The sequence below is a fragment of the Mesorhizobium sp. P2_F8 genome, assembly GCF_056403655.1.
This window is the reverse complement of sequence record NZ_JBFUFB010000004.1, coordinates 420,506-442,709: the sequence shown is the minus strand read 5'-3', so window position 1 is coordinate 442,709 and position 22,204 is coordinate 420,506. Positions and strand designations below refer to the sequence as shown.

23 protein-coding genes and 1 tRNA gene are annotated in these 22,204 nt (G+C 62.6%); 13 read left to right on the top strand and 11 right to left on the bottom strand.

Features of this window, described 5'->3' with window-relative positions; genetic code table 11:
* The first annotated feature begins 173 nt into the window (after positions 1 to 173).
* Positions 174 to 731, top strand: coding sequence for a dihydrofolate reductase family protein (locus AC1DZP_RS12955; RefSeq protein WP_477224972.1), 558 nt, complete (start codon positions 174 to 176; stop codon positions 729 to 731).
* Positions 732 to 993: 262 nt separating this feature from the next.
* Here the strand turns inward: AC1DZP_RS12955 and AC1DZP_RS12950 are convergent, their stop codons facing one another.
* Positions 994 to 1,956 (bottom strand): cupin domain-containing protein, encoded by a 963-nt coding sequence (locus AC1DZP_RS12950; RefSeq protein ID WP_477302778.1) that lies wholly within the window; start codon positions 1,954 to 1,956, stop codon positions 994 to 996.
* A gap of 209 nt (positions 1,957 to 2,165) precedes the next feature.
* Between AC1DZP_RS12950 and AC1DZP_RS12945 the strand changes: the two genes are divergently transcribed.
* The 3 genes from AC1DZP_RS12945 to AC1DZP_RS12935 all read left to right on the top strand — a co-directional run bounded on the left by AC1DZP_RS12945 (position 2,166) and on the right by AC1DZP_RS12935 (position 4,503).
* Positions 2,166 to 2,936, top strand: coding sequence for an alpha/beta fold hydrolase (locus AC1DZP_RS12945; protein ID WP_477302776.1), 771 nt, complete (start codon positions 2,166 to 2,168; stop codon positions 2,934 to 2,936).
* Between the two features lie 143 nt (positions 2,937 to 3,079).
* Positions 3,080 to 3,940, top strand: coding sequence for an alpha/beta fold hydrolase (locus AC1DZP_RS12940; RefSeq protein WP_477302774.1), 861 nt, complete (start codon positions 3,080 to 3,082; stop codon positions 3,938 to 3,940).
* 68 nt (positions 3,941 to 4,008) lie between these two features.
* A complete protein-coding gene (locus tag AC1DZP_RS12935; RefSeq protein WP_477302772.1) occupies positions 4,009 to 4,503 on the top strand; it encodes a DUF302 domain-containing protein in 495 nt (164 codons plus the stop codon).
* A gap of 554 nt (positions 4,504 to 5,057) precedes the next feature.
* Here AC1DZP_RS12935 and AC1DZP_RS12930 read toward each other — a convergent pair.
* Positions 5,058 to 5,134: transfer RNA gene (locus tag AC1DZP_RS12930), tRNA-Arg, on the bottom strand.
* 278 nt (positions 5,135 to 5,412) lie between these two features.
* Complete coding sequence (locus AC1DZP_RS12925) at positions 5,413 to 6,903, bottom strand: ATP-binding protein (protein WP_477302770.1); 1,491 nt, start codon at positions 6,901 to 6,903, stop codon at positions 5,413 to 5,415.
* Between the two features lie 278 nt (positions 6,904 to 7,181).
* On the opposite strand from AC1DZP_RS12925, the gene rpmH reads away from it, so the two are divergent.
* The 4 genes from rpmH to AC1DZP_RS12905 all read left to right on the top strand — a co-directional run bounded on the left by rpmH (position 7,182) and on the right by AC1DZP_RS12905 (position 10,245).
* Complete coding sequence (gene rpmH / locus AC1DZP_RS12920) at positions 7,182 to 7,316, top strand: 50S ribosomal protein L34 (RefSeq protein ID WP_008833937.1); 135 nt, start codon at positions 7,182 to 7,184, stop codon at positions 7,314 to 7,316.
* A gap of 16 nt (positions 7,317 to 7,332) precedes the next feature.
* A complete protein-coding gene (rnpA, locus tag AC1DZP_RS12915) occupies positions 7,333 to 7,686 on the top strand; it encodes a ribonuclease P protein component (protein WP_111545239.1) in 354 nt (117 codons plus the stop codon).
* A 14-nt stretch (positions 7,687 to 7,700) separates the two neighbouring features.
* Positions 7,701 to 9,515 (top strand): membrane protein insertase YidC, encoded by a 1,815-nt coding sequence (gene yidC, locus AC1DZP_RS12910; protein ID WP_477302768.1) that lies wholly within the window; start codon positions 7,701 to 7,703, stop codon positions 9,513 to 9,515.
* A gap of 169 nt (positions 9,516 to 9,684) precedes the next feature.
* The gene (locus tag AC1DZP_RS12905) at positions 9,685 to 10,245 is read left to right on the top strand and encodes a fasciclin domain-containing protein (RefSeq protein ID WP_477302767.1); all 561 of its coding nucleotides are present in this window, start codon (positions 9,685 to 9,687) and stop codon (positions 10,243 to 10,245) included.
* A gap of 184 nt (positions 10,246 to 10,429) precedes the next feature.
* On the opposite strand, the gene AC1DZP_RS12900 is transcribed toward AC1DZP_RS12905, so the two are convergent.
* The 3 genes from AC1DZP_RS12900 to AC1DZP_RS12890 are packed head-to-tail and all read right to left on the bottom strand — an operon-like array spanning position 10,430 to position 13,720.
* Complete coding sequence (locus tag AC1DZP_RS12900; RefSeq protein ID WP_477302765.1) at positions 10,430 to 11,977, bottom strand: DHA2 family efflux MFS transporter permease subunit; 1,548 nt, start codon at positions 11,975 to 11,977, stop codon at positions 10,430 to 10,432.
* Complete coding sequence (locus tag AC1DZP_RS12895; protein WP_477302763.1) at positions 11,974 to 13,263, bottom strand: HlyD family secretion protein; 1,290 nt, start codon at positions 13,261 to 13,263, stop codon at positions 11,974 to 11,976. Before AC1DZP_RS12895 ends, AC1DZP_RS12900 begins: the two co-directional genes overlap by 4 nt.
* Positions 13,256 to 13,720 carry a MarR family winged helix-turn-helix transcriptional regulator gene (locus AC1DZP_RS12890; RefSeq protein ID WP_477302761.1) on the bottom strand — a complete coding sequence of 155 codons (465 nt, stop codon included), beginning with the start codon at positions 13,718 to 13,720 and terminating at the stop codon, positions 13,256 to 13,258. Before AC1DZP_RS12890 ends, AC1DZP_RS12895 begins: the two co-directional genes overlap by 8 nt.
* A gap of 174 nt (positions 13,721 to 13,894) precedes the next feature.
* Between AC1DZP_RS12890 and AC1DZP_RS12885 the strand changes: the two genes are divergently transcribed.
* The 3 genes from AC1DZP_RS12885 to yihA all read left to right on the top strand — a co-directional run bounded on the left by AC1DZP_RS12885 (position 13,895) and on the right by yihA (position 15,629).
* Entirely contained in the window at positions 13,895 to 14,209 is a 315-nt protein-coding gene (locus AC1DZP_RS12885; RefSeq protein ID WP_477302759.1) for a hypothetical protein, read from the top strand.
* A 125-nt stretch (positions 14,210 to 14,334) separates the two neighbouring features.
* On the top strand, positions 14,335 to 14,973 hold the full coding sequence (locus tag AC1DZP_RS12880; protein WP_184872944.1) for a CatB-related O-acetyltransferase: 639 nt from the start codon (positions 14,335 to 14,337) through the stop codon (positions 14,971 to 14,973).
* On the top strand, positions 14,970 to 15,629 hold the full coding sequence (yihA, locus tag AC1DZP_RS12875; protein WP_111545233.1) for a ribosome biogenesis GTP-binding protein YihA/YsxC: 660 nt from the start codon (positions 14,970 to 14,972) through the stop codon (positions 15,627 to 15,629). Before AC1DZP_RS12880 ends, yihA begins: the two co-directional genes overlap by 4 nt.
* On the opposite strand, the gene AC1DZP_RS12870 is transcribed toward yihA, so the two are convergent.
* The gene (locus tag AC1DZP_RS12870; RefSeq protein ID WP_477302756.1) at positions 15,626 to 16,360 is read right to left on the bottom strand and encodes a TetR/AcrR family transcriptional regulator; all 735 of its coding nucleotides are present in this window, start codon (positions 16,358 to 16,360) and stop codon (positions 15,626 to 15,628) included. The two genes, yihA and AC1DZP_RS12870, sit on opposite strands and share 4 nt — an antisense overlap.
* A gap of 132 nt (positions 16,361 to 16,492) precedes the next feature.
* On the opposite strand from AC1DZP_RS12870, the gene AC1DZP_RS12865 reads away from it, so the two are divergent.
* Together AC1DZP_RS12865 and AC1DZP_RS12860 are read left to right on the top strand one after the other, a co-directional pair.
* The gene (locus tag AC1DZP_RS12865; RefSeq protein WP_477302754.1) at positions 16,493 to 17,674 is read left to right on the top strand and encodes an HlyD family secretion protein; all 1,182 of its coding nucleotides are present in this window, start codon (positions 16,493 to 16,495) and stop codon (positions 17,672 to 17,674) included.
* Positions 17,675 to 17,735: 61 nt separating this feature from the next.
* Positions 17,736 to 19,289 (top strand): DHA2 family efflux MFS transporter permease subunit, encoded by a 1,554-nt coding sequence (locus tag AC1DZP_RS12860; protein WP_457151649.1) that lies wholly within the window; start codon positions 17,736 to 17,738, stop codon positions 19,287 to 19,289.
* Between the two features lie 142 nt (positions 19,290 to 19,431).
* On the opposite strand, the gene msrB is transcribed toward AC1DZP_RS12860, so the two are convergent.
* From msrB to AC1DZP_RS12840, 4 genes are all read right to left on the bottom strand, one after another.
* Complete coding sequence (gene msrB, locus AC1DZP_RS12855) at positions 19,432 to 19,935, bottom strand: peptide-methionine (R)-S-oxide reductase MsrB (protein WP_095083502.1); 504 nt, start codon at positions 19,933 to 19,935, stop codon at positions 19,432 to 19,434.
* A 231-nt stretch (positions 19,936 to 20,166) separates the two neighbouring features.
* Complete coding sequence (locus AC1DZP_RS12850; RefSeq protein ID WP_477302752.1) at positions 20,167 to 20,724, bottom strand: fasciclin domain-containing protein; 558 nt, start codon at positions 20,722 to 20,724, stop codon at positions 20,167 to 20,169.
* A 213-nt stretch (positions 20,725 to 20,937) separates the two neighbouring features.
* Entirely contained in the window at positions 20,938 to 21,666 is a 729-nt protein-coding gene (locus AC1DZP_RS12845; protein WP_477302954.1) for an anti-sigma factor, read from the bottom strand.
* Entirely contained in the window at positions 21,663 to 22,202 is a 540-nt protein-coding gene (locus AC1DZP_RS12840; RefSeq protein WP_457151643.1) for a sigma-70 family RNA polymerase sigma factor, read from the bottom strand. The genes AC1DZP_RS12845 and AC1DZP_RS12840 overlap by 4 nt, the downstream gene beginning before the upstream one ends.
* Positions 22,203 to 22,204: the final 2 nt, after the last annotated feature.

The following is a 22,204-nucleotide window of genomic DNA, read 5'->3' as shown; positions in this document are numbered from 1 at the left end:
TGCCAAGGCCGACGGATCCCGAGCCGATCGATGACCTCGCACGGGGAAACGGAAGCCCCCGAGCCCGGTTGTAGCGGATCACGGGTGGGCAACGCTTTCTCACGGCGGAAGTTGAACATCAACCGCGAGCAATAGCCCTACGTTTTTTCGAGCGGATGGCTTAGGCTCGTCGCATGGGACTATTGACCTTCAGCATAAACGTCACCCTGGACGGCTGCGTCGATCATGAGGAGGGAATCGCTGACGACGAGACGCACGCGTTCTTCACCCGCCTTATGGACGAGGGCGGGGCGATGCTGTGGGGCCGCATCACCTACGAGATGATGGAGAGCTACTGGCCGGCGGTGGCTCGCGGCGACGTGGAGGCGCCGCCGGCGTTACGCGAGTGGGCGGTCAAGCTGGACGCCAAACCGAAGTACGTGGTGTCGTCGACGCGAACGGACTTCCCGTGGGCCAACAGCCACCACATCGCCGACGACCTGCGAACAGGCGTACAGAGGCTCAAGGACGCGACTCCGGCCGGCGTGCTCCTCGGTAGCGGCAAACTCGCGACCGAGCTGGACCGGCTGGACCTGATCGACGAATATCAGCTCCTCGTCCATCCCAGGATCGCCGGCCACGGCCCGACCCTGTACCAGGGCGGGCTGCCCAGTGCGCGACGGCTCGAGCTGGTCTCGGCGAAGCCGCTCCGCAGCGGCGTGGTCGCTATGCACTATCGGCGCGAGCGCTGACTCCGAGCAGCCTCAACGCGCCCAGCTCGGGGGCTTGCGCGTCGCAGGAGCGCGCCGATTAACAGTCGGCTTTGGTCGCCTGGCGGCCTGGATGAGACCAGATGCACCCAAGCGCCGGGCCGTCTGCAGCGGAGACCTCGGCTGGCTGCCCGTACCGGCGGGCTGACGATTCGGCGCGCCATTTGTGAACAAAACTGGACACTCCTGCCGGAGCCGCCCCGCCGCCCATCGCCAGACCTTCCAGTAGCCAGCTTGGTCGAGGTCAATCGGCGACGTCTGCTTCCAGGACGTCCCCTTGCCTTCGGCCACCGTCAGACCGGCGAGCTGCTCGATAGCGGCCAGGCGATAGGCCATGATGTCGATGGAACAGCTTCGAAAACGCGGCCGGGGTCTCGTAGCCGACACGGGTCGCAATCCTTGCAATCCCCTCGTCGCTTGTTTCGAGCAGAAACGCAGCCTCCGACATCCGGCGTGCGATCAGATAACGGTACATGGACTGGCCGACGAGGTTGGTGAAGCGAGCTGAAAACGCCGAGCGACCGAGCCCCACGCGCTGCCCTAGGTCGCCAAGGGTCCAGGGTTGATCCGGTCGTTCGTGAATCAACTGAAGCGCCGGTCCTATGTGCGGGTCCGCCATCGCCCCCAGCCACCCGCCTTCTCCGGAATCGAGAGACTTGATCCAGCTTCGCAACACCTCAACGAAGAGCACTTCTGTCAGTCGTGACAGTGCGACGTCTTGGCCGGGACGCGCAAGCGCCGACTCGCTCACCATGCGTTGCAGAATCGCCTCGAGCCATCCGCCGTCTTCCGTCGGCTTCAGGAGAAGCAGGGGCGGAAGCAATTCCAACACGCTGCCGCGCGAGGGCCGCTCCACAGTGAAATTGCCACAGATCATCGTCGAGAGTGGCTGCGCGTTGCCTCCATGACGAACGACGCCAAGACGTCCGGGCAGTCGACCGAGATCCGGAATCGGTAATGGCGTCGTCCGGCGATCCGAATAAATCAGGTGAGGCTCGCCGCGTGTGACGACGACAAAGTCGCCCGCAGTCATGTGGAGTTCTCGTCCCTGATCGAGCGCGAGGGTAGCTGAGCCGCGACTGAGATAATGAAACAGGGCGTAGGGGCGCGCTGGCAATGCCAGATTCCACGGATGGCCGAGCTCGAAGTGGAAGAGCAGAGTCCCACCGAGGCGAATGCGATCGAGCACTTGGGCGAGGATGTCCATCCTCCCGATGTTAATACGACGGACGGTCAGACACAATATTTGGACGATTGATGGCTAACGTCCGAATGCTCCACGTACTAACTGATCTCAAGTCGAACCAGCAGGTCGCGCGGCAAACCATTACGCAAACGGCAGATGGGAGAACCGCGACTTTTGCCGACACGCCTGCCCCGGACCCGCGTCGTCCGTCATCTCAACAGGAGCAATCAATGCGAAATCTTCTACTCTCAGTCGCCACCGTCCTCATGGCCGGAGCAGCACTTGCCGTCCCCGCCCAATCAGCTCAACTGCCCAAGGGGGCGGCTCACAATATCGTGCTCGTCCATGGCGCTTTCGTCGACCAGACGAGCTGGAAGCCGGTTGCCGATATCCTCACAAAGAAGGGCTACAACGTAACGCTCGTCGATAACCCGCTCACATCCCTCGCGGCGGACGTCGATGCCACCAAACAGGCACTCGCGAAACAGAACGGCAAGACCGTTCTCGTTGGCCACTCTTGGGGCGGCGTGGTCATCACCCAAGCAGGCGACGATCCAAACGTCTCGGCGCTCGTCTACGTCTCCGCATTCGCACCCGACGTGGGGGAATCTCTGGCGAGCTTATCCAAGAGCGGTCCGGCAACCGAGGGCGCCGCGGCGATCCATCCCGACGAACAGGGCAACCTCTACATCGATCCCAAAGTGTTTCCTTCGGCAGTCGCGGCTGACCTTCCTCCGGAGATCGCCGAATCCTTGGCAAACCATCAGCTCCCGTTGAACCACACGGCGTTCGAGGCTCCCGTCGATAAGGCAGCTTGGCGCGACAAGCCGACGTTCTATGTGATCAGCACGAAGGACAAGGTCATCGCACCCGAGGTCCAGAAGATGTTCGCCGACAGGATGAAGGCCCAGACGACGGAGGTCGCCGGCAGCCACGCCTCTCTCGTCGTCCACGCGAAGGAAGTCGCCGCCGTGATTGAAAAGGCCGCACTCGTGAAGTGACGATACCGCTCCCGGCACTTTCGTGCCGGGAGCACGCGTGCTCGGCGGACTACGGAATGCCTTGGACCGCGAGCGGCTCAGACCTAGCCAAAACCGCACCAGCTACTCCCACTCGATTATTTGCCAAGCATCCGGAGGATGACATGACTGAGTTCGACACCGCGAGCCAGGACGCCGCCACGCTGGAAACGGCGCCCACCCGTTACATCGAAGGCAACGGAATCCGCTTCGCCTATCGCCGCCTCGGCCCATCGACCGGAACGGCGCTGGTTCTCCTGCAGCATTTCTCGGGCAACATCGACGCGTGGGACCCCGCCGTCGTGAATGTCCTGGCCGCCGATCGACCGGTGATCGTTTTCGACAACGCCGGGGTCGGCCGCTCGACAGGCCAAACGCCCGACAATATCGCGGCGATGGCCCGAGACGCGGTCGCTTTTATCAAACTGCTCGGCCTCTCCGAAGTCGACCTTCTGGGCTTTTCCCTCGGCGGTTGCGTCGCCCAGCAGATCGCTGCCGAGCACGGACGGCTGGTCCGCAAGCTAATCCTCGTCGGCACCGCTCCGAAAGGCGGAGAGGAACACCTGTTGACGGTTCTCCAGGACGCTTTTTCCCAAACCGAGGCGCCGGACCTCCGCCTGCCGCTATTCTTCACGAAGTCGTCCGCCAGCCAGTCGGCCGGCCTGGCGTTCCTGAAGCGGGCGAAGGTGCGAAGGGAAGATCGGGACACCGATAACGGCGGCGCGGTGACGGATCCGCAGGCCAAGGCGCTTATTACTTGGTGCGCCACACCTGATCCCGAGCACGCCATTCTGCGCGCCATCCGCCAGCCCGCCCTTGTGGTCAGCGGCAGCCACGACACCATGCTGCCGGCGGACAACGCCTACGCAATGTTCAAGGCTCTAAGCAACGCCCAGCTGGTCCTCTATCCCGATTCCGGCCACGGCGCGCTGTTTCAATACCACGAATTGTTCGTCAGCCACGTCCGGACCTTCCTGGAAGCGTAATCGGCGGTTGCATAATCCCGGCGCGATCGGTCGCGCCTTTGTTCTTGAGAGCTGTAGCGGAGAAAGAAATGACAATCGCAAAGATCGAGGTTGAGCGTTTCAGCCTGGCGTGTGCCAAACCCTTCGACGCCGTCGTGGCCGCGCTCAAGTCAGCGGTCGGGCAACCTGACATGGTCGATTTTTTCAAGGCGACGAGGGCTGCAAATTCCTTCTCGGATTTGGAGCGCGTTGTGCAAAACGGCCAAGGCCGCATCGGTCTCATGCTCTTCGCGGAATTCGACTTGGGCGCCATTCTGCGCCGCGAAACTGGACGCGACACTCCTAAGAGCATGCGGTTTCTGGTGGGCAATCCACTCATTATGAAAGAAATGGTCAAGCACGTTCCCGATGCTGGATCCTACGCCCCAGTCACAGTCCTTGTTGATCAACGTCCCGATGGCGTGCATGTCTCCTATGACAAAATGGAGAGTTATCTGCTCTCTTATGGTAATTTGGAGGCTCTTGCCGTCGCCCGCGATCTTGATGCGAAAATCACAAGCTTGTTACGCGAATGCACGAGCTAAACTCTCCTGATGACGCTTCAAACGGACGGAAGTGAGAGTCCGTCCCGAACACGCATGACCTCCTTGGCGGCGACGGCGTTGAGGAAAGCGGTCGCCGAAGCGATGGTGGCTCGGCATCCTTCCGGGTCGTGCGGAGCGGCTCGGTACAGTATCGCTTCGAGAGACGGTGACAGCCCCGCGAGCGAGCACGTTCCGTCTCGGCGGCACCACTTGCGTCACGACGCGACCTGCGCTTTTCCCTAGAGCAACTCCAGGAAAAGTGTGAAACGGTTTTTCCGTCCGGAATTGCCTCGAAACAAAGAGTTCGAGCTGTTCGCCGTTTCCGCGAAACGGTGAACTGCGCTAGCTCGCGGGCTCGATCGAACTCACCCGCAGGCGCGGTGGCAGCATTCTTTGGCGCATTGAATGAACGGCTGCTTTTGGGCGCGGTGACCGCCACTTCGAACGGCCGATATGCGGCGCAAAGCAGTCATGAGCGCCTTCACCTGTCAGAGTCTGCTGAGAGTCGATCGCGGACCCCGAGTGCCCAGTGTTGCTCTGGGGTGGTGGTGTAATGGCGCGCCCGAAGAGATTCGAACTCCTGACCCCCAGATTCGTAGTCTGGTGCTCTATCCAGCTGAGCTACGGGCGCGCAACAGGCCATGCTTTCCATGACCCCGCTAGCCGATCGTGAACGACCGGCCGCGACGAGACGTGTTCCCTAGCGACTGATTTTCCGAAAAGCAAGCCGATCCGGCAAAAGTTTTGTCGCAGGTATGTCATCCGGTGACGGCGGTCAGGATTCCGCCGTGTTCAACAGGGCCCGAAGTCGAGCTCAAACGCGATCCCTGGTGGGAAGAGCTCCGACCCAGGGGAAATGGGCACCGGGCCTGCAGGGGAAGAGCATCGGGCGAAACAGCGCCCGAACCATCACGCCGGGCGGCGCAGGCCGTTGCGGGCCTGGTCGAGCCGGACCGGCTGGTCGGGGATGGTGACCGCGAATGTGGTGCGCCCGCCAATGCTTTCGACCAGCTCAACAGTGCCGCCATGCGCCCGGATCAGTTCGTGCGCGATCGCCAGGCCAAGGCCGGTGCCGCCGCTGCGGGCCGAGCCGCGAAAGGCCGCGAAGAGGTTTTCCCGTGCCTTGGGTGGTAAGCCGGGGCCGGTGTCGGTGACGACGATGCGGCTCACGCTGCCCAGGCGCACGGCCGATACCGCTAGGCGCCGGACCAGCGCGCTTTCATTGTCTGAGGCCATGGCCTGCACGGAATTGCGGCACAGATTGGTGAGCACGCGGAACAACTGTTCGGAATCGGCATCCACCTCGAAGGCCGGCTCGATCGCATTGACGAACTCGATGCCCTGCTCGATGTCGAGCAGGCCGTGCACGTCCTCGACCAGCTGGCGCAGCCTGAGCCTGCGGCGCGACGGCGGCGGCTCCTGGGTGCGGCCGTAGTGAAGCACGCCTTCGGAGTAGGAGACGGCGCGGTCGAGCGCGCGCAGCAGTTTCGGCGCGAAGGCCTGCACGGTCGGGTCCTTGACCTGGCGCAGGCGGTCCGACATCAGCTGCGCCGAGGCCAGGATGTTGCGCATGTCATGGTTGATCTTCGACACGGCCAGGCCGAGGTCGGCAAGGTGCTTCTGCTCGGAGAGCATCTTTTGCAGCCGCTCCTGCATCTGCGACAGTTCGCGCTCGGCGACGCCGATCTCGTCGGCGCGGGCGGCGGGATGGATGATGCGTCCGGGATCGTCCGGCGCCTCGGAGAAGGACAGCATCGAACGCGTCATCGTCCGGATCGGCCCGATCATGATCAGGTCGATCGCGGCATAGACCAGCATTGCGGTGAACAGCGAGATCAGCAGCGAGACGAAGGCGACGTTGCGCGAATATCGCAGCATGGCATTGCGCAGACTGTTGTCCGGCATGATCAGCTCGAACTCCTTGTCGCTGTCGCCGACCGGGCCGAAGACGCGCAGCATCCGGTGGCCGCCGAAAAACAGCGTGTCGAGCGCACCGGTCATGCCCTTGATCATGCCGATCGAGGCGATATCGATGTGTTCGTCGACCTGCGGCGGCATCTCGGCCACCACCAGCAGCCGCGACACGCCGCCGTCACGCACCGCGATCGCCTTGGCGCCGATCGCCATCAGCACGTCGTTCTGGGCCGCACGCGACAGCGAGGTGGATTCACCTTGCACCAGCACGATCGACACCGCCGCAGCCGTGCTCAGCCGCTCCTTCAGCCAGTTCAGCCGGTAGCTGGCGATCCACGGCAGGAAGATCAGCACTTCGGCCAGAAGCACGAAAACGATGGTGAGCAGCAGCAGCTTGGTCGACAGGCCGCGCGACAGCGGCACGGTGCGCCCGGCGGTTGGCGCCGCCGTGTCGATCCGTTCCTCCGCCTGTATGGTTTCGCTCATGCGGCTATGTCTTCACGATCACTTGATCAACGCAGATTAGGCGATTACGGCTTTTTTACCAATTTCATCCTTGGCCGGAAACAAAAACCGGCCTGGACGACGACCGGGTTCGGCCTGGCGACTCCGGATTGACTTCCAAAACCCTTCTTTCTATAAGCCCGCTCACGCTCGGGCCATTCGTCCCGGCGCGGTTTCGATCGCGCCAAAACCGGCCCGGCAAAGCTCCTGTTACACAGTGACAGAATCAAGAAGGGCCGCACCCCGCGGTATTAAAACAAATGAAGCGTACCTACCAACCGTCTAAACTCGTCCGCAAACGTCGGCACGGCTTTCGTGCCCGCATGGCCACCAAGGGTGGTCGCGGCGTCGTCGCAGCTCGCCGCAACCGCGGTCGCAAGCGGCTCAGCGCCTGAACGGAAGACGAGATCGTTGCCCGCATCCGGCAAGCCAGTGGGACCAAATCCCAAGCGGCTTCTGAAGCGCGCCGAATTCCTGGCCGTCCGTCGTGGTGAAAAGCGACGCGGGCGGCTTTTTCTCGTTGAAGTTCTCGACCGCGGCGACGGCCTGTCGCCGCGCGTCGGCTATACCGTCACCAAGAAGGTCGGCAATGCAGTTGTCCGCAATCGCGTCCGGCGACGGCTGCGAGAAGCGGTCCGTACACATGCCGCAAGTGACATGGCGCCTGGCAATGACTATGTCATCGTCGGGCGCGAAGATGTGCTGACCATTCCGTTCGGCCAGTTGAAGGCCGAACTCTCCCGCCGATTGCGCGGAACACGATAGGCCAAGGGCTTTCGATGGAAAACAACCGGAACTTCTTCATCACCATCGCGCTGTCGGTGCTGATCCTGGCGGTATGGCAATATTTCTATGTCTTGCCGCGCAGCGAAGCCCAGCGCGAGGCGGCCCGCGTCGAACAGCAGCGCGTCGAAGAGCAGAAGAAGGCCGCCGACGCCGCCAATCCAGGCGCCGGTACCGCAACGCCCGTCGCACCTGGCGCCATTCCGAACGCACCCGGCGGCAACGCGATTGCGGCGGTCGACCGCAACCAGGCGCTGGCGGCAAGCAAGCGCGTCAAGATCGATACGCCGAGCCTCGAGGGCTCGATCAACCTGACCGGCGCGCGGCTCGACGACCTCAAGCTCAAGCATTACACCGAAACCGTCGACAAGAATTCACCCGAGATCGAGCTGCTCAACCCGCAAGCGCTGGCGACGGGATATTTTGCCGAGATCGGTTTCGTCGGCAACGACAAGACCGGTGCGGTGCCGGGTTCGGACACGGTGTGGAGTGTGGACGGCAATCCAACGCTGAGCCCGTCGACGCCGGTCACGCTCACCTACACCAATGACAAGGGCCTGACCTTCAAGCGCACATTCTCCGTCGATAACGACTATATGTTCACGGTTTCGGACACGGTGCAGAATTCCGGCAACAGCGCCGTTTCGCTGTTCAACTACGGCCGCGTCACGCGCTATGACAAGCCGGCCGTCGCCAGTACCTACGTGCTGCATGAAGGTTTGATCGGCGTTACCGGCACCGAGGGCTTGGCCGAATACAAATACGCCAAGATCGAATCCGAAAAGCAGGTCACTCCGGGCAAGTCGACCGATGGCTGGCTCGGCATCACCGACAAATACTGGGCCGTCACGCTGGTGCCGACCGAGAAGCAACCGTTCCAGCCGCGCTATGCCTTTTTCGACGATGGTCGTCACCGCTACCAGTCCGACTTCCTCACCGATGCAATCAATGTCGATACCGGCCAGTCCGCGACAGTCGAGACAGAGATCTTCGCCGGCGCCAAGGAAGTCGCCAAGATCAACGCCTATGAGACTGACCGTCACATTCGCCAGTTCAATTTGGTGATCGACTGGGGGTATTTCTATTTCATCACCAAGCCGATGTTCTGGCTGATCGACACGCTCTACAAATTCTTCGGCAATTTCGGCCTGGCGATCCTCGCCACCACCGTCATCGTCAAGGCCATCTTCTTCCCGCTCGCCAACAAGTCCTACGCGTCGATGGCGAACATGAAGAAGGTACAGCCCAAGATGCTCGAGATCCGCGAGAAATACGCGGACGACAAGATGAAGCAGCAGCAGGCGATGATGGAGCTGTACAAGACCGAGAAGATCAACCCGCTGGCCGGCTGCTGGCCGGTGGCGCTACAGATCCCGGTCTTCTTCTCGCTCTACAAGGTGCTCTACATCACCATCGAGATGCGCCACGCGCCGTTCTTCGGCTGGATCCAGGATCTGGCGGCACCCGATCCGACCTCGATCTTCAATCTGTTCGGCCTCGTGCCGGTCACTTTGCCGCACATGCTGATGATCGGCGTCTGGCCGCTGATCATGGGCGTCACCATGTTCCTGCAGATGCGCATGAACCCGACGCCGCCGGACCCGACGCAAGCCGCGATCTTTACCTGGATGCCGGTCATCTTCACCTTCATGATGGCGGGTTTCCCGGCCGGTCTCGTCATCTACTGGGCCTGGAACAACACGCTGTCGATCCTGCAGCAGGGCGTGATCATGAAGCGCCAGGGCGCCAAGATCGAGTTGTGGGACAATCTCGTGGCACTGTTTCGAAAGAAACCGTCGCCGGCGGAATAGCAGACGTCTCCTTCCATCAAAGCCCCGGCTGGTCCGGGGCTTTTTTATTGGCCACAGGTCGGGTCACGTTCCCGTGATCGGCGAAACTGAAAGCGGTCGCGGGGCGTGACTGCGTGTGCATTTCCAAAGGCTATCAATCCCGATCAGCCCTCACCCGGAGGAAGACCACATGCGCTTGCCGTCATTCAGGACCATTGCCCTTTCCGCACTCGTCGCCGGTGCGACGATCGTCGCTCCAGCCTATGCCAAGAACCCCAATGTTGGTGGCGCGCCGATGTACACCACCAAGACCATCGTCGAGAACGCCGTCAACTCGAAGGACCACACGACGCTGGTCGCCGCCGTCAAGGCGGCCGGCCTGGTCGACACGCTACAGGGCGCCGGGCCGTTCACCGTCTTTGCGCCGACCAACGAAGCGTTTGCCGCGCTGCCGAAAGGCACCGTCGACACGCTGCTCAAGCCCGAGAACAAGGACCAGCTCACCAAGGTGCTGACGGCGCATGTCGTGGCCGGCAAGATCTCCGGCAAGGACATGATGGCCAAGGCCAAGGCAATGGGCGGCAAGTATGAGATGAAGACCGTCTCCGGCGATACGCTGACCGCCGAGGTCAAGAAGGGCAAGCTCTACATCATCGATGAGTCCGGCGGCGAGGCCAAGGTGACGATCGCCGACGTCAACCAGTCGAACGGCGTCATCCATGTCGTCAACAAGGTGCTGCTGCCGAAGTAACGGCTTCCGGCGCAGGGGATCAAGGCAGGTCCGTTGGGCTTTCTCGGGCCAGCCATCCCCACCTCATGACGAAGTGCCATGTTTCTTGGGAAGCCATATCGGCATCGGCCGGGGTCCTGTAGTCCCCCACAGGGCCCCGGTTTCTTTTTGCATCGGCATATCCAAAGGGTAGCCCCTCGCGTCGTCATTCCACGACGGCGCTGTGGTCGACCTTGGCCGGCGTCGCCGGCTTGCGCAGCAAAAGAGCCAGCGGAACGGCGGCAAGCGAAAGGATCATCATCAGCTTGAAGTCGTTCATGTAGCTGATGATCGTCGCCTGCAGCGTTACCACGCCGTCGAGCGCGGCACGGCCGGCGGCGCTGTAAGGGTTCATCGCCTGGAAGATCGCCGGGTTGCTGAACGCCTGGTTGTAGGGCGTCACATAGGTGGCGATGTTGGCGTGGTTGACCTGGACATTCTGGGTCAAAAGCGCGGTGACTACCGATATGCCGACACTGGAGCCGATGTTACGCGACAGATTGTACAGTCCGGTGCCTTCCGCGCGCCGCTCCGGCGCCAGCGTGGCGAAGGTGATGGTGGTCAGCGGAACGAACAGGAAGCCGAGCCCCGCACCCTGGATGAAGCCGGTGCTGATTATCGTCCATTGCGAGACATCGGGCGTCCAGCCGGTCATGTCGTACATCGCCCAGGCGGTGATCAGCAGGCCGGTCAGGAGAAGCCAGCGTGTATCCACCTTGCCGACCAGCCTGCCGACCAGGAACATGCACGCCATGGTGCCGAGGCCGCGCGGCCCCATGACGATGCCGGCCGTCACCACCGGATAGCCCATCAGTGTCTGCAGATAGGGTGTCATCAAGGCCAGCGAGGCGAGGTAGGTGATGCCGACGATGAAGATGAAGACCATGCCGACGGCGAAATTCCGGTCGAGGAAGAGCCGTGGGTTCACGAACGAGTTGCGGGCGGTGAAGGTGTGGACGAGGAAGATGTAGAAGGCCGACGCGCAGATCAGCGCCTCGACGATGATCTCGGATGACGAGAACCAGTTGAGCTGCTCGCCGCGATCGAGAAACATCTGCAGCGAAGCGATGGTGAGGCTGAGCATGCCGAAGCCCAGCCAGTCCAGCCTTGCTTTGAGGTCGGTCTTGGTTTCCAGGACGAACATCGACACGCCCGCGAAGGCCAGGGCGCCGATCGGCACGTTGATGTAGAACACCCAGCGCCAGCTGACATTTTCGGTTAGCCAGCCGCCGATCACCGGCCCGAGCACCGGTCCGACCATCACCGAAACGCCGAACAGCGCCATGGCCGAGCCGCGCTCTTCGACGCTGTAGATGTCGAGCAGAATGCTCTGCGACAGCGGCACCAGGGCCGCGCCGAACAGGCCCTGCAGCAGGCGGAAGCCGACGATCTGCGGCAGCGACTGCGCGAAGCCGCAAAGCACCGATGCGACGACGAAGCCGGTGATCGAGGTCAGCAGGATGCGCTTGCGGCCGAAACGATTGGCAAGGTAGCCCGAAGGCGGCGTCATCACGGCCGCGGCGACGATATAGGACGTCAGCACCCAGTTGATCTGGTCGGCGCTCGCCGAAACGCTGCCCTGGATGTAGGGAAGCGCCACATTGGCGATGGTCGTGTCCAGCGCCTGCATGATCACGGCCAGAATCACGCAGGCGGTGATGGCGCCGCGATTGGCGACCACCGATGTGCCCCCTGTCGCGGACGCGCTGGTCATGACTTCTGCTCGAACCGGTTGATGAGATCCGTGACGAAGTCCGGCAGGCCGCGCGCATGGCCGGTATCGATGCCGACGACGGCGCTCATCCCGCCGCGCAGCGGCGGTTTGCCCTGGAGATCGTCAATCGTCACGCGCATCGGGATGCGCTGCACGACCTTGACCCAGTTGCCGGTGGTGTTCTGCGCCGGAAGCAGCGAGAAGCTCGACGACGAGGCGGGGCTGATAGAGGCGACCGTGCCGTGCCAGACACTGCCCGGATAGCTGTCGACGCTGATCGTCGCCGTCTGCCCCGGCCGCACATAGGTCAGTTCGGTTTCCTTCGGCTCCGCCGCGATCCACAGGTCCGTCGCCGAAACCAGGCTGAACGCCGGTTGCGACGCCGGCAGGTACTTGCCGACCTGGAGCGCGTCCACATTGGTGACGATGCCGTCGAACGGCGCCTTGACGATCGCATCGCCGAGGTTGCGCTGGGCGTCGTCCACCGCCGACTGGGCCTGCAGGTAGAAGGGGTTCTTCTCGACCGGCTGGCTGGCGTCGCCACCCAGCTGGGCAAGCATCGCCTGTGCCTGCGCCTTGGCGACGGACACTTTCTGGCGGGCGGCATCGAGGTCGTGCTGGGCGCTGTCGAAAGTGGCCTGCGAAGAGGTAGACGTCTTGAGAAGATCCTGCTGACGCTTGAAGGCGGCCTCATAATAGGGAATGTCGGCCTGCGCCTGCTCGATCTGCGCCAGCGACTGCTGGTAACTTGCCTGCAAGGTCAGCACCTGGTTGCGCACCGTTCCCAGCTGGGCCTGGGCCGCGGCAAGAGCGGTTTCGAAGGAGGCCGGCCTCAGGCGGAAAAGCACGTCGCCCTTCTTCACCGCCTCGTTCTCGTGCACGTCGATCTCGGAGACGGTGCCGGAGACGTCGGTGGAAACGCCGAGCGACTGCGCCTGGATGTAGGCATTGTCCGATGTCATGACCTGGCCGCCGACAACGTAGTAATAGCCGCCGACAGCCAGCGCGACGGGAAGCAGGGCGAAAAGGATCGGCCGTGTCAGGCTGCGCCTGGGCTTGACCGGCGCCGCAGGCGCAACCGCCACCATGGCTTGCGGCTGCGGCTCTTTGGCGGGGGCTTCAAGTGCCACCGGCTCCAGCGCAACCGGCGCTTCCAGCTCGCCATCGGCGATGACTGCGCTGGCACGCCTCTGCTCGCGTTCGCTATCCAGCCGGATGATCTGGTCGCTCTTGCGATCCGATGGTTCGTCCTTGCCGGGCTTTTTGGGTGAGGTCGATTCAGTCATGGTCGTTCTCCCGGTCGACGGCTGGCTGAGCGCAAGCCTCGAGCAGATTGGATTTGATCAGGCATAGGGTTTGCAGCAGATGCAGTTGGGCATCCGCCGAAAGGCCGACGAAGGCCTCGTCGCGCGTCTTCTGGCCGTTGCTGCGCATGATTTCGAGCAGCGGATGGGCTTGCGGCGTCAGGTAAAGCAGCCATGCCCGGCGATCAGCCGGATTGGGCCGGCGTTCGATGAAGCCGCGCGCCTCCATCTTGTCGAGCAGCCGGGCGAGCGTGATCGGCATGATCTCGATCAGGTCGGCCAGTTTGTTCTGGTGGATGCCTTCATGCCGGGACAGATAGGCCAGCACCTGCCACTGGGCGCGGGTCAGCCCCGACGCCCGCGACCGCTGTTCGAACCGCTTTCGAAGCAGACGCGCGACATCGTGCAGCACGAAGCTGATGTTGGGTGACGATGGCATGGGAGGGGCTGGTTTTCTGAACGCGACTTTTAGTGAGCATGCTTATTATCATCATGCACATAATCCCGCTGGACGCGGCGCACAAGACACACTAAGTCCGGAAAAAATGTCGCACGCGCTTGCGGCGCCCCAGAAGGGTCGAGCAACAGGCCGTTGCCGGACGAGGATTTGATGATGAATTGGCTCAAGATCGCGACCGTGGCGGCTCTCTTGGGATGGCCCGGCATTGCACTCGCAAGGGAGGCGGTAAGCTGCGGCGGCGCCGCCATGCTGGGTGGGGCGCAATTGAACTGCAGCCACGTCGAACCCCAGGCGTCGCCTCAGTTTTGCACGTTTAGCTGGGCTCTGCACACGTCAGCCGGCGATCAGAAAATCGTCGAAGGCACCTTCATGTTGCCGCCCGGAGCTTCGAACGTCACCGTCTACCAGGGCAGCGGTTTCGACAGTGCGCTGTCCGATCCGATCGTGATCTGCCGCGGCAACAAATGAGCAACGCCACCACGCAAGACTCGCTCCTCAGCCGATTGGTGCTATAGGGCGGATCACGCTATTTTGAACCGGCGCATGCGAACTTCGCCTGTTGCCTGGTGGCCAATCATCCGACGGACATCGACATGGACGGACCCAACCCCGACATCAAGCACCCGATCCCGATGCACACCCGCGTCGGCTTCCTCAAGGGATTGGTGAGCGCGCCGAACATCGAGATCGGCGACTACACCTATTACGACGATCCGGACGGGCCGGACAAATTCGCCGAGAAATGCGTGCTGCATCATTATCCGTTCATTGGCGACAAGCTGATCATCGGCAGGTTCTGCGCCATCGCCGAGGGCGCGCGCTTCATCATGAACGGCGCCAATCACGCCATGTCAGGCTTTTCCACCTATCCGTTCAATATTTTCGGCCATGGCTGGGAAAAGGGTTTTGACCCGGCGACATGGTCGAAGGAAGTGCGCGGCGACACCGTGCTCGGCAACGATGTCTGGATCGGCATGGAGGCGGTGATCCTGCCCGGCGTGACGATCGGCCATGGCGCCATCATTGCCGCGAAATCGGTGGTGACGCATGACGTGCCGCCCTATGCGATTGTCGCCGGCAACCCCGCCAAAATGGTGAAGACGCGTTTCAACGACAGGACGATCAGGCGGCTGCTGGCGGTGGCGTGGTGGGACTGGCCGGTGGACAAGATCAGCCGCAACCTCGATGCTATCCGGGGTGCCGATATTTCTCTTCTGGAGGCAGCAGCTTGAACGCTCTGAACAACACCGTGATCGGCACCGAACTGTTTACGCGCGGGTGGATATTCATCCGCGGCGTGCCGGCGATGAAGTTCCTGCCGCCGGAAGGGCCGCCGGAAATCGCCTTTGCCGGCCGCTCGAATGTCGGCAAGTCGTCGCTGATCAACGCGCTGGTCAATCAGAAGGGGCTGGCGCGCACCTCCAACACGCCAGGGCGCACGCAGGAGCTCAACTATTTCGTGCCGGATGGATTTTCCGGCGAGGGCGCCGACCTGCCGCCCTTGGCGCTAGTCGACATGCCGGGCTACGGCTACGCCACCGCGCCGAAGGAGAAGGTCGACGAGTGGACCAAGCTGGTCTTCGACTATCTCAAGGGCCGCGTCACGCTGAAGCGGGTCTATGTGCTGATCGACGCCCGCCACGGCATCAAGGCCAAGGACGACGAAGTGCTGTCGCTGCTCGACAAGGCGGCGGTGTCCTACCAGATCGTGCTGACCAAGACCGACAAGATCAAGGCTGCCGGCGTGCCGCGGCTGATCGAGGAGACGCTGGCAAAGATCAAGAAGCGGCCGGCGGCATTTCCGTTCGTCCTGGCGACGTCGTCGGAAAAGGCCGAGGGCCTGGAGGAGTTGCAGGCCGCCATCGTGCTTGCCGCGAATGGTGGCTAGGGCTTAGCCTCGATTGCAATCGTCTGGTGGCTTTCTTCCGCGGCAAGGCTTTCGGTGCCGTAGGTCTTCAGGAACATGCCGACGCCGGACCTGACGATGTGGTCGATCTCATCCTGGCCCGGGGCTTTGGTGCGGTAGGCGAAGATGCACTGCCGGAAAAGACCGGCCAGGCACAGTTCGGTGAACTGGTAGGCGGCAAGATCGACATCGTCGATCCGCAGCAGGCCGCGCTCGATGGCGGCATCGAGAAAGGCCGCGACCTTGTCATGGCCGCGTTTGGGTCCGCGCTCGTAAAAACGCGCGCCAAGCTCGGGAATTCGGTCGGATGCGCCGATCACCGTGCGCTGCGCCTGGATGACCTTGGCCGACGTGATCTTGAGGGCAAGCACCTTGCCGAACTTGACCAGCGTCTCGCGCAGGTCGTCGGCATTGTCCAGCACGTCATACATGTTCTTGAAGATCGTGCCGCGCTCTTCCTCGATCAGCGCTTCGAACAACTCTTCCTTGTTGGCGAAGTAGACATAGATGGTGCCTTTGGAGACGCCGGCCTCGCGCGTGATGTCGTTCATCGACGCAGCCTCGAAGCCCTTGTCGATGAACACACGACGGGCGCCCTCGATGATCTGGCTGCGCTTGACCGGATCCTGACCTGCCGCCGGGCGGCCACGGCGCACATGGTCCAGCAGGTCACCGCACGAGTCGGTTTCGACGTTAGGCTGAGTCTCAACCATAAAAGTCACACCTCGAAAATAATTCGAACCAATCGGTTCGATTGCACTTGATGTGGTCCTGTTTCCGCGCTATGTCAACGGCCGGATCGAACCGAACGGTTCAGTATTATAGCTTTATTTTAGAGAGATGTCATGTCCTCGAACGCGCCAGCCACAGCCGAAGTCCGTCCTTTCCCCAATGCCAAGGTCGCTCCGGCGACGGAAGCACCCGAAGTGCCTTTCCAGCCCGCCATCAGCGCGCCGGTGGAAGCACCAGCCAAGAAGAAGCGTTCGGTGCGTTCGTTTCTGCTGCCGATCATCGGCGTTGCCTTGCTGAGCGCAGCCTCCTGGTACGGTTACAACTACTGGACCACGGGTCGCTTCATGATCTCGACGGACGACGCCTATGTCCAGGCCGACATGGCGTTCATCTCGCCCAAGATTTCCGGCTATGTCGATCAGGTCAAGGTGAGCGAGAACCAGTCGGTCAAGGCTGGCGACCCGCTGCTCGTCGTCGATGACGGCGACTACAAGATCGCCGTCGCCCAGGCCGAGGCGCAGATCGCCACCTTGAGCAAGACGCTCGACCGTATCGACGCCCAGACCGAAGCGGCGCGCGCCGCACTGCAGCAGGCGCAGGCACAGAAGGTTGCTGACCAGGCCGCCGCCGACAATGCGGCGAAGGTCGAGGTACGCGCCTCGCAACTGCTCAAGACGCATGTCGGCACGCAGGCACAGCTGGACGATGCCCAGACGGCGGTCCAGCAGGCCAATGCCGCCCTTGTCGGGGCCGACGCGCAGATCGCCGCGGCACAGGCCAATATCGGCGTGCTGCAGGCGCAGCGCGCCGAATCGGCAAGCACGCTGGCTTCCTTGCAACTCAGCCGGGACAAGGCCGCGCGCGATCTTTCCTTTACAGTGCTCAAGGCGCCTTATGACGGTGTCGTCGGCAACCGCTCGGTCGAGCAGGGCGATCTCGTCAGCCCCGGCCAGAAGCTCGCCGTCATCGTGCCGATGGATAAGCTCTACATCGTCGCCAACTTCAAGGAGACGCAGCTTGCCCGGCTGGTTCCCGGCGAGAAGGTCAAGATCTCGGTCGATGCGACCGACGGCCAGGATTTCGAGGGAACCGTCTCCTCGCTGGCGCCGGCTTCGGGTGCGGTGTTCTCGCTGCTGCCGCCCGAAAACGCCACCGGCAATTTCACCAAGGTCGTGCAGCGCGTCCCGGTCCGCATCGACGTCCCGGCCGACGTGTTGAAGAGCGGTAGGCTGCGTGCCGGCCTGAGTGTCGTCGTCGCCGTCGACAGCCGTACCGCGCCCACGGCCTCGAATTGAGCGGCCACCGGGGAGCAATGCCATGGCCACCGCAACCCTGACAGCAGGAGCGCCGCCGGCGATGCCGGCCGTGCCTGACACCATCTCGACGCGGCGCGTCATCGCCTTCCTGGCGATGGTGTTCGGCATGTTCATGGCCATACTGGACATCCAGATCGTCTCGGCCTCGCTGGCCGAGATTCAGGCTGGCCTGAGCGCCAGTTCCGACGAGATCCCGTGGGTGCAGACCGCCTATCTGATCGCCGAGGTGGTGATGATCCCGTTGTCGGGATTCCTCAGCCGGATGCTGTCGACGCGCGTGCTGTTCACGATCTCGGCGGCCGGGTTCACCGCGGCCAGCGCGCTGGCCGCGACCGCCACCAACATCGACCAGATGATCGTCTACCGTGCCGTCCAGGGCTTCATCGGCGGTGGCATGATCCCGAGCGTCTTTGCCGCTGCCTTCACCATTTTCCCGCCGTCGCGCCGCGCCGTGGTCTCGCCGATGATCGGCCTTGTGGCGACGCTGGCGCCGACCATCGGCCCGACCGTTGGCGGCTATATCAGCCATGCCATGTCCTGGCATTGGCTGTTCCTCATCAATGTCGTGCCCGGCATCCTGGTGACGACGGCGGCCTGGACGCTGATCGACTTCGACAAGCCCAATCTCAAGCTGTTCAGCAAGTTCGACTGGTGGGGCCTCGCCGGCATGGCCGCCTTCCTGGGCTGCATGGAGTATGTGCTCGAGGAAGGCCCGAACAATGACTGGCTGCAGGACCAGGGCGTATTCATCTGCGCCATCGTCATGACCGTGGGCGCCGTGCTGTTCTTCTGGCGTGTGTTCACCGCCGAGGAGCCGATCGTCGACCTGAAGGCGTTCACCAACGTCAACTTTGCCTTCGGCTCACTGTTCTCCTTCGTCATCGGCATCGGCCTCTATGGCCTGACCTATCTTTATCCGGTGTTCCTCGGGCGCATCCGCGGCTACGATTCGATGATGATCGGCGAAGCGCTGTTCGTCAGCGGCCTGGCGATGTTCCTCACCGCGCCGGTCTCGGGCATCCTGTCGAGCAAGATGGACCCACGCCTGATGATGATGGTCGGCTTCTTCGGCTTCGCCACCGGAACCTGGTGGATGACGCATCTGACCGCCGACTGGGATTTTTATGAGCTGCTCATTCCCCAGATCCTGCGCGGCTGTTCGATGATGCTGTGCATGGTGCCGATCAACAACCTGGCACTCGGCACCTTGCCGCCAGACCGGTTGAAGAATGCTTCCGGCCTGTTCAATCTCACCCGCAACCTCGGCGGCGCCGTCGGCCTGGCCGTCATCAACACCGTGCTGATCGACCGCAACGCGTTCCACTACGCCAGGCTCTCCGAGCACGTGCAGTGGGGCAGTGCCGCCGCGCAGCAAAAGCTGCAGAACATGACGCTCAATTTCGAGCAGACCGCCGGCCTCGACGCGACCAGCGCGGCGATCTCCAAGCTGTCGGGCATGGTGCAGCAGCAGGCCGCGCTGCTGTCCTTCATGGACGTGTTCTTCCTGCTGACGGTGCTGTTTGCGACGCTCGGGCTGTTCACCATGCTGATCCGCAAGCCGGCCGCGGCCGGTGGCGGCGGTGGAGGCCACTGATACCAAACGTGGACAGCAGTTTCGGGAAGCTCCTCCAGTCCACGCCCGAAAAGCTCTGACCGCGCAAAAAAACTCCGGGCCGCAAGCCCGGAGTTTTTCGTATTCCGATTGGAGCACCGGAATTGCGTCAAAATGAGAAATGTCAGGCCGTGGCGGGCTTGAAGGTCAGCGCCACGCCGTTGATGCAGTGGCGCAGGCCCGTCGGCGCCGGGCCGTCATCGAAGACGTGGCCGAGATGGCCGCCGCAGCGGCGGCAATGTGCCTCGGTGCGGGTCATGCCGAGCGACCTGTCCACGGTCGTGCCGATGGCCTTGGGAATCTCCTGCCAGAAGCTTGGCCAGCCGGTGCCGGAATCGAATTTCGTCTCGGACGGATAGACCGGCAGGTCGCAGCCGGCACAGGCAAAGATGCCCTTGCGGTGTTCGTTGAGCAGCGGGCTGGTGCCGGGATATTCCGTGCCTTCCTTGCGCAGCACGTCGAAGGCGGCCGGCGACAGGATGGCTTTCCACTCGGCATCGGTCTTGGTGACCTCGAAGGTTTCCGCAGCCTGTGCGGGCTGTGGTTTGCCCATGCGCAGCATCGTTGCGGCAGCCCCGGCGACGCCGATGGCGGCGGCACCGCTCAAAAGAAAGTCGCGACGGTTCATGACCAGTTCCTCCTGTCGTCTCTTTTGCCAAACTATACCGCCACGCGGAAATCAAAAGCCGGTGACGGTGGCCCTCGAACGAACACTCCGCGCCGTTCCACATCTGAACGTGGGCGGCACGGAGTGCGCGGGCCGGTTGCCGGTCACGGGAGCGAGACCATGCAATCGACGGAGAGCCCTTGCTGCAATTTCGTCGGCAGCAGGCCCCTTGTTACATCTTCGCCCCTCTTTTTACATTTTGGGGAGCAGAACCTTGTCGATGACGTGGATGACGCCATTGGACTGTTCGACATCGGCGATCGTCACATTGGCGACGTTGCCGTTCTCGTCGGTCACGGTGACCTTGCCGCCGTCAGCCTTGAGCGACAGTTCGCAGCCGCCAACCGTCTTGACCTTGTGGGTGCCGCCATCGGCCTTGGCCATCGCGGCGACGTCCGCCCCCATCGCCTTGGCGCCGATGACATGGCAGGTCAGGATCTTGGTGAGCTTGTCCTTGTTCTCGGGCTTGAGCAGCATTTCGACCGTGCCGGCCGGCAGCGCGGCAAAGGCCTCGTTGGTCGGCGCGAACACCGTGAACGGACCGGCGCCTTGCAGCGTGTCGACAAGGCCGGCCGCCTTGACCGCGGCGACCAGCGTCGTGTGGTCTTTCGAATTGACGGCGTTCTCGACGATGTTCTTGCTGGCAAACATGGCAGCGCCGCCAACCATCGGGTTTTCGGCATAGGCCGCGGTGGCAAGAGCGGAAACGGCGATCGCGCTGGCAAGCAAAAGGGTGGCGTATTTACGCATGATGTCAAACTCCTCGGGTTTTTCTCTTCCCATCCTTGGGGACGCGAGGAGATACGGGTTAAAAATGCGGGAGTTTCAGAAACATCAGGATTTTTTGATTTTATTTGCCCTGCAGAGTGATTTTCACACAATGCGTTTTGGCCACTTACCGACGCAGTTAGACATCGTATGCGAAAAATAGACTGAAAGTCTTCTATGTCAGCGGTAAAGCCGTCAGATGCTCTTCAGATCGCCCGCCGCGACCACTGGTCCGGTCGGCTGGCCGGTCGGCGAACCGCCTGCCGGCTCGAGGCTGACGGCGAGCACCGCGCCCTGGGCGAGCTTCTGCTGGGCTGCCGGCGAGACGACAATATGCGCTGTCGCGCCGGCCGGGATGACGCCCATCGAGACCGGCGGGTTCTTGCCCTCGATCATCCACAGCTCGAAGTCCTTGCCGGCGGCACGCTCGCCGGAGACATGCGACAGGCCGACCTCGTGATGCGCGGCGTCATAGACGGCGAGATATTTGACATCGCTGCCATCGGCGGCCAGCGAGGCGACGAGGCGCGCCTGCGGCTGCTCGACCGGCGGGTTGAGGGTGGGCACGGCGATGTAGATCGCCAAAGCGGCGACCGCCGCAGCAGCGAGGCCGCGCCAGAAGGCCAGGCTGGACCACAGCCCGCCGCGCGATTCGGTGGGCGTGGTCACGGCCGCGGTGGACGTGAACAGGCGGCGATCAATCGCAGCCTTGAGCGAAGCCGGCGGCTCGATTTCCGGGTAGGCGGCGGCCAGCGGCGAGAACGAGACCTCCCAGCTGTCGACAAGACGGGCGAACTCGGTCTCCGCATCGATGCGCCTGGACGCGATCTGCCGCTCCTCCGCCGGCAGCACGCCGAGAACGTATTCGGCGGCGAGCAGGTCGTCGCCTCCGCGTTCCGGTCCGTTGTCTTCCGCCAGCGTCATCTTTCCAGACATTCTCTGAGTTTCAACAGGCTGCGGCGCAGCCAGGTACGCATCGTGTTCAACGGTACGCCATGGCGCTCCGCCAGTTCGGCATAGCTCTCGCCCTTGAGATAGGCGCCACGGACGGCCGCCGCCCGGTCCTTTTCCAACTCGTCGAGACAATGATGGATGCGTTCGGATTCACCGCCCGCCACCACCATCGCTTCAGGCCCTGGCGTCGGATCGGCCACGTCGAGCGCGGCATCGATATCGAGGCCGGGCTTGCGTCGCGCTCTGACGCGATCGATCGCGTGGTTGCGCGCGATTGCCACCAGCCAAGAGATCGGGCTCAAGTCTGAGACGGCAAAACGGTCCGCCTTCGTCCAGATCTTGACGAAGACTTCCTGCAGGGCTTCTTCGGCATCTCCCCGGTCGTTCAATACACGAAGGCAGACGCCGAAAAGTTTCGCACTGGTCTGCCGGTAGAGCAGATCGAACGCTGCCCGATCCTTCATCGAAGTCCGGACGATCAGCTTGGTGATGTCCTGCGGCGTCATGC

Bases quoted from the DNA above. Each gene is read 5' to 3' on its own strand.
- AC1DZP_RS12905 (WP_477302767.1), top strand. From the start codon at position 9,685: ATGCGCTTGCCGTCATTCAGGACCATTGCCCTTTCCGCACTCGTCGCC.
- msrB (WP_095083502.1), bottom strand. From the start codon at position 19,935: ATGAACCGTCGCGACTTTCTTTTGAGCGGTGCCGCCGCCATCGGCGTC.
- rpmH (WP_008833937.1), top strand. From the start codon at position 7,182: ATGAAGCGTACCTACCAACCGTCTAAACTCGTCCGCAAACGTCGGCAC.
- AC1DZP_RS12885 (WP_477302759.1), top strand. From the start codon at position 13,895: ATGAATTGGCTCAAGATCGCGACCGTGGCGGCTCTCTTGGGATGGCCC.
- AC1DZP_RS12865 (WP_477302754.1), top strand. From the start codon at position 16,493: ATGTCCTCGAACGCGCCAGCCACAGCCGAAGTCCGTCCTTTCCCCAAT.
- AC1DZP_RS12900 (WP_477302765.1), bottom strand. From the start codon at position 11,977: ATGACCAGCGCGTCCGCGACAGGGGGCACATCGGTGGTCGCCAATCGC.
- AC1DZP_RS12880 (WP_184872944.1), top strand. From the start codon at position 14,335: ATGGACGGACCCAACCCCGACATCAAGCACCCGATCCCGATGCACACC.
- AC1DZP_RS12845 (WP_477302954.1), bottom strand. From the start codon at position 21,666: ATGACGCTGGCGGAAGACAACGGACCGGAACGCGGAGGCGACGACCTG.
- AC1DZP_RS12945 (WP_477302776.1), top strand. From the start codon at position 2,166: ATGCGAAATCTTCTACTCTCAGTCGCCACCGTCCTCATGGCCGGAGCA.
- AC1DZP_RS12925 (WP_477302770.1), bottom strand. From the start codon at position 6,903: ATGAGCGAAACCATACAGGCGGAGGAACGGATCGACACGGCGGCGCCA.
- AC1DZP_RS12955 (WP_477224972.1), top strand. From the start codon at position 174: ATGGGACTATTGACCTTCAGCATAAACGTCACCCTGGACGGCTGCGTC.
- yidC (WP_477302768.1), top strand. From the start codon at position 7,701: ATGGAAAACAACCGGAACTTCTTCATCACCATCGCGCTGTCGGTGCTG.
- AC1DZP_RS12940 (WP_477302774.1), top strand. From the start codon at position 3,080: ATGACTGAGTTCGACACCGCGAGCCAGGACGCCGCCACGCTGGAAACG.
- AC1DZP_RS12850 (WP_477302752.1), bottom strand. From the start codon at position 20,724: ATGCGTAAATACGCCACCCTTTTGCTTGCCAGCGCGATCGCCGTTTCC.
- AC1DZP_RS12840 (WP_457151643.1), bottom strand. From the start codon at position 22,202: ATGACGCCGCAGGACATCACCAAGCTGATCGTCCGGACTTCGATGAAG.
- AC1DZP_RS12860 (WP_457151649.1), top strand. From the start codon at position 17,736: ATGCCGGCCGTGCCTGACACCATCTCGACGCGGCGCGTCATCGCCTTC.
- AC1DZP_RS12950 (WP_477302778.1), bottom strand. From the start codon at position 1,956: ATGGACATCCTCGCCCAAGTGCTCGATCGCATTCGCCTCGGTGGGACT.
- AC1DZP_RS12895 (WP_477302763.1), bottom strand. From the start codon at position 13,263: ATGACTGAATCGACCTCACCCAAAAAGCCCGGCAAGGACGAACCATCG.
- AC1DZP_RS12890 (WP_477302761.1), bottom strand. From the start codon at position 13,720: ATGCCATCGTCACCCAACATCAGCTTCGTGCTGCACGATGTCGCGCGT.
- AC1DZP_RS12870 (WP_477302756.1), bottom strand. From the start codon at position 16,360: ATGGTTGAGACTCAGCCTAACGTCGAAACCGACTCGTGCGGTGACCTG.
- AC1DZP_RS12935 (WP_477302772.1), top strand. From the start codon at position 4,009: ATGACAATCGCAAAGATCGAGGTTGAGCGTTTCAGCCTGGCGTGTGCC.